The 8,350-nt window shown below is 52.0% G+C and carries 6 protein-coding genes and 1 pseudogene; 3 read left to right on the top strand and 4 right to left on the bottom strand.

Annotated features, from left to right (window positions below):
* Nucleotides 1-195: 195 nt before the first annotated feature.
* Entirely contained in the window at nt 196-1,308 is a 1,113-nt protein-coding gene (locus KBY97_RS14480; RefSeq protein WP_255148031.1) for a glycosyltransferase 61 family protein, read from the bottom strand.
* A gap of 336 nt (nt 1,309-1,644) precedes the next feature.
* Nucleotides 1,645-1,803 (bottom strand): annotated as a pseudogene (locus KBY97_RS14475) (transposase); the annotation flags it as partial.
* Nucleotides 1,804-3,148: 1,345 nt separating this feature from the next.
* Between KBY97_RS14475 and KBY97_RS14470 the strand changes: the two are divergent.
* Nucleotides 3,149-4,312 (top strand): class I SAM-dependent methyltransferase, encoded by a 1,164-nt coding sequence (locus KBY97_RS14470; RefSeq protein WP_255148028.1) that lies wholly within the window; start codon nt 3,149-3,151, stop codon nt 4,310-4,312.
* On the opposite strand, the gene KBY97_RS14465 is transcribed toward KBY97_RS14470, so the two are convergent.
* Together KBY97_RS14465 and KBY97_RS14460 are read right to left on the bottom strand one after the other, a co-directional pair.
* A complete protein-coding gene (locus tag KBY97_RS14465; RefSeq protein WP_255148025.1) occupies nt 4,269-4,547 on the bottom strand; it encodes a transposase in 279 nt (92 codons plus the stop codon). The two genes, KBY97_RS14470 and KBY97_RS14465, sit on opposite strands and share 44 nt — an antisense overlap.
* Nucleotides 4,548-5,073: 526 nt before the next feature.
* The gene (locus tag KBY97_RS14460) at nt 5,074-6,075 is read right to left on the bottom strand and encodes a hypothetical protein (RefSeq protein WP_255148023.1); all 1,002 of its coding nucleotides are present in this window, start codon (nt 6,073-6,075) and stop codon (nt 5,074-5,076) included.
* Between the two features lie 939 nt (nt 6,076-7,014).
* On the opposite strand from KBY97_RS14460, the gene KBY97_RS14455 reads away from it, so the two are divergent.
* Complete coding sequence (locus KBY97_RS14455; protein WP_255148021.1) at nt 7,015-7,785, top strand: transposase; 771 nt, start codon at nt 7,015-7,017, stop codon at nt 7,783-7,785.
* A 75-nt stretch (nt 7,786-7,860) separates the two neighbouring features.
* The coding region (locus tag KBY97_RS14450) for a transposase (protein ID WP_255148020.1) at nt 7,861-8,350 on the top strand (490 nt) is incomplete at its 3' end.

Below are 8,350 nucleotides of genomic sequence, written 5' to 3'. Positions count from 1 at the left end.
AAAACACGTGGCAGCTCGAAATGGCTGATTTACTGGCCGCTGTATAACTGCGCGCATGAGCCTCCTAATCCCTGCCGCTTAGCAGATTTCGGATCCGGCCTCTGCTGCCCTTTTTCAGGAGTCCCTAAGTACGAAAACCGCTGCCTAGACGCCTTCAATCGCGCGGCGGCGCGGACCGACCACTGAATGGATAAGCTACATGAATGGGGCTAAATTATCAGTTGCAAATCGCCGAGCCGACTCCGCTTGAGGACCTGCAAGAGACTCTCCAGACAGAAACCATCTGCTAATATCATACTTAACTCTTTGGTAGTATTCTTCGCTGTCAAACCCGATCGTAGATACGCCGAAACTCTCAAGCTGGGCCTTAAGGATCTCCGCATCAAGAACTGTGATCCCTTTTGCGTCGGCTGGTCTTACCGTCTTTTCAATTCCTGGCGAAAAGGCTTGAACCGCGTCAAGATACTCTAGGCTTCTCATTCGAGGTTGTAATTGCGGCCGTGCCATCTTCAGGCCAGGCCTGCGCCCTATCACCAGCACCCTGCAACCTAGCCTGCCTAAAAGCTGCAAAGTATGAAGAGCACTTCCTTCCATGAAGATCAGTGATTGAGCGCCTTGGTAGAGCGATAACTGCTTAATCACTCCATGATTTTCCGGCCTGATCACAGTGTAACCCTTTGCAACGAAGAACTCCTCCAAGTAGGACTCTCCAGCCACCGAACCCTTTGTCAGACCCGCTCTTGATACATAGACATGCCTTGCATCCACACTGGAGCCGGCAAGAACTTGGTCAGCATGAGATGTCAACACTTGAATATAGTCCTCAGAAGGCGTACCATGGGGTGATATCTCCTGCTGGGGGGTCCACTTTAACTTCTTGACGCTGATGGACGAATTGCATAGGTGAATATTTTGCCAAGGAATCTGAAAATAGACCAACAACTGCTTCATAAAAGATGGAATGCTTTGCGGCATAGCGTTGCGCTTGATCCCGAAGATCAGCGGCTCACTAGGGCTGTGCAATCCAAGATAAACCGGAAGTCGAGTAGTGAACTCTGCAATCTGGTGTCCATAGTGCTTGGTAATCGGCCCACACCAATAGCCAGTATCAAGATTGAGCGATGATGATGTATAATCAAGTAGCTGAGGCATTGTGTCTACTCGGTTGCGTCCCCTCCAATGACGCTGATAGAGACAGTTGTCCCAATCATTCCATAATGGACCACCCTTATGAAGCTCGCTGCCAACCAAATGAATGAGCGAGTCAAATGGCGAGATTTTAACGTTTAACTCAGTATAAAGATCCAATAGATAAGCCTCAAAGGTCTATCTTAGCATCAAGTTCTCCCGCTTATGCACTGGCCTGAAAACCACAACTGGCCTGTCGTCAGAAATGTCGAGGCGTGCGAGTAAATGGCGTCATTGGTGGATCTCTCCAACCACAAGCTCAGTCTCAGTATCAGCTGCATCGAGTTAGGGAGCCTCTAGGCAACGATCCCGCAAATTGGGCCTGAGGTCGCGCTTTGTTCAAGATGAAGAGTTTCAAGGGGAATCTGAAATTGATTGGTCTGATTTCATGTTCAAGGAAACTAAGTCTTGTCCATCTCGTGCAATTTTCCTTCAATGGGCACACCACTCTTCCGATCACGCAATGCATAGCAACCTACGACGTGCCATGAATAGGTTTGAGAGGGCTGCCAGCACCTTCACCTTGCAGCGGTTCTTGATCATGCCTCGCTACCGCGTCTTCTGAAAGCCGAACTGCTGCTTGATCGCTCGGAAAGGGTGTTCGACCTGTCTACGAAACCGGGGCAAACCCGCCAATGAGCCAATGGCATTGCCCATTCCTTCGGCTTTCAAGCTGATTCGGACGTTATTCCACCTTGCCAGCTGCGCAACGCTCCAAGTACTGCATCATCCCTGATCGCGCTTGTCCATGGCCTTAGTGCCATGTCATCCCATGAACTGTCCATGTTGTCCAGTCTGATCAAGTTGTAGGCTACCTCATGTAATTGGAACACCACTCCTTCCCGTGATCGACCCAAAGCCTTGCGCAGACTTAACCCCCGCAGACTTCGACTCCTTCAGAGTAGCCTTGACGGTAGATCCATCTGGAGGCAAAATAGACATGAGTTTGCATATCATCAGACTCCACTTACGGGCGTTGATGGATTGGGTATAACCCTGATGGCGAACGGTGCGGCCGTCGGTGGCGTAGATGCTGAAGGCCTGGATGTGATGCGCGTGACATGGCGTGATGCCGGAAAGGCGGGTGCCATCCACGATATTCCTGGTGACTTAGCCATTGACGGCTACCAGCGTCTTCCGATGTGCGACGGGGAGAGTCCTCGCCAGCAGGAGTGCCACCGCTCGCTCTCCATAACCGTGATCTAGAGTCACCTTGCTGGCAAGCAACTGGTCGTTGAGCCACTCTGCCGCGTTTGAGTTGGTTCATCACCAACATCCTAAAGCGACAGCGCAACAATTGGGCATAGTATCTGATGAAAAATCACATCACAGGGAAGTCGGCAAGCCAATCACCACAACCACTTGGTTGTGCTACGCCATCAGCTGAAGGCTAGTCAGGGTGGGTTGCATGAGCTAGGAACAAGCTGGTCTAGTGATCATGGAGTGAGGCAGACTGACCTTTCATGCAGACAAGGGATGGCACAGGTTGCTATGGGTAATCAGGGCTGGAAAACCTGAGGCACCATTCCTAGCAGAAGCTTGACTAGCGTACTCTCGATCAGCATAGTGAGTCATTTCCACATTTGCCGAATCAGCTATCACCCACTTTGCGGTAACATATGGCCAGCACAAGGCAGACCAAGTCACCATGAATCCCATGGAAAGACTTTGCTCTTAGTGTTGCTTACGCTTATGGCAAAAGCAACGAAGGGTCGGTCCCCGTAAACATGGAGAAGACCGATGGAAATCTGCAACCAAGGCCTCAAGCTGTTCTTCGTTTAAGATGATCCAAGGCCATGTTGCCATAGAGGGCCATCGGTGATTTGATTGGTTCATGCCTATGGGCAATAACACGCCATGTCAGGTTCCCTTCTCATTGAGAGCCACACAACACAGGCAACATGTAGCCCTCACTGAGTGAAGCTTTGCCTGACTACTCTTTTGCTCCGAGCTGGATATCATGACATCTGCCGTTGGCTTGTCTGCTGGTGAAGCTGCCTTTGCCAAGGCGGCTGTTCATCTAGGTCGTGCATTCTTGATGGCAGACAAGCCAGATTCCGCTCTCGATCACTTCCATGCCGCTCTTGACCATCATCTCCCCGGAGGGATTGATCACCACATCCCACTGCTGATTGATGAAGCCGCGCGCTGCGTCGCCGCTGGAGATCACCGCGAGGCGATACAGCGCTGGCAAGACATAGCCGCCCTTCTTGCCGAAAAGACCCCAGAGTGGATCTACCATAGACTTGGTGAGGCCTATGCCGCCAACAAAGAAGGATTCGGTGGGAGCCCCGAAGAGAATACACTGTGGGGCGACTGCTCCAAACACGATCTATTGGCATGGTTTAATTCCGTTTTACAACCCAAGCTATATCTCGAGATTGGTGTGGATGAGGGCGTCAGTCTCGCCTGCGCCAGCGGCCCTGCTATCGGGGTGGACCCACGTCCACAGCTCAGGCTTAGCGTTGATCCGGGGGTCAAAGCCAGAATCGTCACCAGTAGCAGCGATGCCTTCTTCACCAGCCAGGCTGAAAAGTTGTTGCAGCCCTCACCTGAGTTGGCATTCATCGATGGAATGCACCTGTTCGAATTCGCCTTGCGCGATTTCATCAACACTGAACGTCACATGGCACCCTGGGGATTGGTGGTGATCGACGACATCTACCCCTGCCATCCCGTCCAGGCTCGACGCCGCCGCACAACGGGGGCCTGGACCGGGGATGTGTGGAAGCTGTTGCCAGTGCTAAGAAGCCACCGCCACGATCTCACTCTGCTGTGCCTCAATGCCCACACCACCGGGCTCCTGCTGATCGCTGGTCTGGATGCTCACAACATCCAGCTGAACAACGTGTATGAGGAAGTTGTGCGCGAATACCGACCGATCGCAGAGCCACCTGACAAGGTGCTGGATCGGCACGGTGCCATCCCCTCCAATCATCCGCTGGTGCTTGAGCTGCTGCAGTTGCTTCGCCACGCCCGCCGGAAATGCTGGGACGGCGTCCAGATCCAGTCCGCCCTTGCTCCACTGAACAAGCGCATCGCCGCGGAAGCGGATAGTCTTCGCGGCCAAGCCCGCCAACTCAGTGAGCGGGCTTGTCAACTACCGTATCCAACAATATCCTGAGTGTTTCGAGTTGATCAGAGGCAAGCTGCAGTTCCTGCTCAATCTGGCTTAGGCGTTGTCGCTGCGTATCACGCTCATGCTGCAACGCCATCAGCTGCCGCTCAAGCCGCGCCCAGCGCAGCCACCCGCGCAGGGTTGAACCCGCCACACCGAGCTCTGAAGCCACCGCTGCCGGGCTCTGGCCCTGCTCAAGGCAGCGCCTGATCGCCTGGTCCCGCTGGAGGTGAGTTCCCATTAGGTGAGCGCGAAGGTCATGTCCATTTTGATGGTTTCAGGCTTCTAACACTCTATTGGTGGATCGGCGCCAATTCCCGGCGAAGCACTTCAGGAGGGACGATAAGGTTGCCTATCAGCCAGGTTCCCCTCCATTTTTCGAGGGGAAGCACGTACAGCCAAACTGTTCTGAAATCCGTGCCACACTCTGGCTGTTTGTCAGGCACACCCACTGCTTGCATCAGCCCAGCGCCACGCCGAAACCTGCAATTAGGAGGGCTCTCTGCATCGGCAGATTGATCATGTCGCTGAACCCAAATGTGTGAGATTCAGAGCGATGAAATCCGTGCAAATGGCAGAGGATCTTATCTTGTTGGTGAAGAACAAAGAAGACGGCTCCTCATGTCGTGCTAGTCAGAGAGGCTGCGAATCAATTCAGGCCAATTGACTGCACCTAGGCCTACAGCATACGGCTGAATTGAAGGTCATCAGCCGAACAGACAAGGTCTCTGCCACCAGGAAAGGATACATCCGAAAAAGAGATTGGGCTATACGCTTCGGTTAAACAGGCGCTTCCATCCTCCAATTCTCCTGTTCTTGGTCAATGCCTCTTGGCGGATCCTTGCCGCAATCTCACGCTCAAAGACATCGCAAAGCTTCTTAAAGTCCTCAAGTTCACTCCAGTACCTGGCAAATTCTGGGCTACTTGAGTAAACAGCTGGGGCATAAACTTGCAACATAGTGTCATTCTGTTGATCGCTAAGAATGCTTTCTCGGGGAAAGAGAGAGGAAGAAAATTGAGGTGTTGAAGCCAGTGCCGGCAGAAAGAATGGAGCGGATTCAGGAAGTGGCATTAGCCCAGACTCATCAAACGTGACAGTCAGTCGGTTGCCCACGTAATCACCGACATTGTCGAGGTCAGCAAGACGAAAGACAAAACCACAATATTCTGGATATCCCAAGCCAGCAAAACTAGGCCTGCACTGATCACACCTTACGGGAACTGGTGCCATTCCTTCAACTTGGAGATAGACCGTACAAGATTCATTAGGCCTCAAGGCCTGAAAACACCACCCAGACAAAAGCTTTCCGTCGCTGGTGAGCCCGTCAAAGTTCCCTTCCATCCCCAAATAACTTGGATCCAAAGCAGTCTTTAACAAAGACTGGGTTGAAGACTTATCCTTCATACAAGACAGAGAAAAGCGTCCCGAGCCATCAGCCGTTAGTGCTACCAACTGAAGATCTTGGGGTAAATCAAAAGCCAGTGAGTGAACAGGCAGCTTAAGGCTGAACGCATGACTCCCTTTCACTCCAACCTTCTTTTCAACATCTGCACGATGGATATCAATTCTAGCCGTTGCCAGCAAACTACCACCAGCCAATAGGCGTACATCATAGAGCTGCAAATGAGGATGCCATACCCAACCATTGATCATGGATGGCGTAATCAGGTCAATCCCCCCCATCACAAGACTTTGTGATTCGTCGGCTGAATGATTTACGGAGGTTTTAGCACCATGTGCAAACCATCGCTTAATGGCGCTTCTCACAGGCAATCTCCCAACTGTGGTCAGTATCGGCGCACCAAGTGGGCTTGGTCAACCGATTTGGGCAGGACCGGCGAGTAAAAAGGTCCCAGTTGGGACACGCTCTTCTAACCTGCCAATACAATCATACAACAAAGAGAATGAGTTCACTCATGGCCATTGTTCAGCAGAAGGAGGAGAGGGCTGCCGTGGAGCGAGGCTGGGGCTAGGCAAACCCAGTCATCGAAAACCGATGCCACGCTTGGCATGAGGTGGGTGGTGAAGTCTGTCTGCAAAGAAAAGGGATGTCTCATTGCTGCACTCCAACCAGCAAAGGAAACGCTCCTAAAACGACAATGCATGTTCAACTAGCCCAAGACCGGCCTACGGCGAGCATATGAAGGCATCAATGGAGACGTCAGTCGCCTTGATGAATAAATTACCATCCATCATTAGCAAAGGATCACCTCCATCTTGCGCCATTTCTTTTAATGCAAATGAGCATGAGCCTTGCTCTTCCCGGAAGACTGAGATGCAGCCGAATCCATTCCTCGCTGCATACAGAGACCGGATTGATCATGTTTGCGAATTGCTCCTCAATTATCACGGTGGGGAGGCAATCAGAAGCTCACAACGTCTCCTACATGATTCAGTCATACCAAGCACCACGGGTCCTTGCAATTAACTTGAAAGGGCGTATAGTCGCAATCACAAAGATGAGATTTGCCGTAATCCAAGAGAATTGTTCAGTGTCAGTTGGCGATCAACATCAGTCGATCCGAGAAGAGTTATCCCAAGCGAGTGGGTTCATTTACCGGTAGATATCAGACACGATGTGGCTCTAATGAGGGCCCGCTGAAAAAGGCAGATCCACTGCGGCGCAGCTTGTTTCAGCGATAGAGACCCGATAAACTGGCCATGATCAGGGCAATCGACGATTGCTACAACTGCTGAGCGCTGCAGATGTACCAGAAACACCATAATGGGCAGCTTTCAATCGAGGATTTCCATGTGCCTTTCGGTGGCACGTTGGACTCGGACAACCGCTGGGTAATCTTCTCGTCCTTGATGCCTTGGGAAGAGCTGGAAGCAACCTATGCGCCTCAGTTCAGTCCCACCACTGGCGCCCCTGCAAAGCCTGTGAGGCTGGCGTTTGGCGCGCTGTTCATCAAGCAGCGGCTTGGCTTGACCGATGAAGAGACCGTGGAGCAGATCCGAGAGAATGCTTACATGCAGTTTTTTCTTGGCTTTGCCGGCTATTCCAGCAAGGCACCATTCGACCCATCAATGATGGTTCATTTTCGCAAGCGATTCTCGAAAGAGGAACTCAGCCGGATCAATGAACTCATTGCTGAACGAGGCAAGGCCATGGTGATGGATGCTGTGGCAGCACGACAAGATGACGACAATTCTGACGATCCAGACGCCGGTGCTGGCAGCCAGCTCTCAATCGATGACTTTGTGAAGCCGGCCGATTGGCCAGAAGGGAAGAATTGGGGAACACTGAGCATTGACGCCTCCTACACACCAGCCGACATCACCTACCCGACTGATCTGAAGTTGCTCAACGAGGCCAGAGAATCAACAGAGCGGATCATCGACGATCTCTGCGAGCAGAGTTCAGAACTACGCAAATATCGACCCCGATATGACCGCGGCAAGGCACGTGCCAATATCCTGAGAGTTGCCAAACAGAAAAAGCCGCGTCGTCGCAATATAAAAGCCACGATATGACGCCAGCTCGACTACCTGCAGAGGAATCTTGATGCCATCGATGCCCTGATCGCCTCTGGTGCAGCGCTTTCTGCCTTGAAGACCCATTGGTGGCGGAAGCTCCTTGTGGTCAGTGAGCTGCACCGCCAGCAAAGCATCTTGTTGTATTCCCAGACCCGCAGCATGCCCAACCGCTTCGTGAACCTGGTTCAGTCACACATTCGGCCCATGATGCGTGGCAAGGCAAGGGCTGCTGTTGAATTTGGCGCCAAAATCAGTGTTTCTGTTCAGAATGGCTTTGCCTTCTTGCACAGGATCAGCTGGGATCCATACAACGAATCAGAAGACCTGATTTCACAAGCCAAGAAATACAAGCAAGAACATGGCTGCTACCCCGAGCGAATCTGCGCTGATCGTATCTATATCAATACTAAGAACAGAAACTTCTGCACGAGAAACAATATACGGCTATCTGGTAAGCGATTGGGGAGACCGCCGAGAGACCCTGAGATCAATGCTGCTCACAAGCAGCAGCTGAGCGCAGATCAACGGAGGCGAAACGAGGTGGAAGGATGCTTTGGATCAG

The sequence above is a fragment of the Synechococcus sp. ATX 2A4 genome (genome assembly GCF_024346375.1).
Classification (GTDB): Bacteria; Cyanobacteriota; Cyanobacteriia; order PCC-6307; family Cyanobiaceae; genus MW101C3.
Note: the sequence above shows the minus strand (reverse complement) of the source record. Positions and strands in the feature narration are given on the sequence as shown.

Bases quoted from the DNA above. Each gene is read 5' to 3' on its own strand.
- KBY97_RS14470 (WP_255148028.1), top strand. From the start codon at position 3,149: ATGACATCTGCCGTTGGCTTGTCTGCTGGTGAAGCTGCCTTTGCCAAG.
- KBY97_RS14465 (WP_255148025.1), bottom strand. From the start codon at position 4,547: ATGGGAACTCACCTCCAGCGGGACCAGGCGATCAGGCGCTGCCTTGAG.
- KBY97_RS14455 (WP_255148021.1), top strand. From the start codon at position 7,015: ATGTACCAGAAACACCATAATGGGCAGCTTTCAATCGAGGATTTCCAT.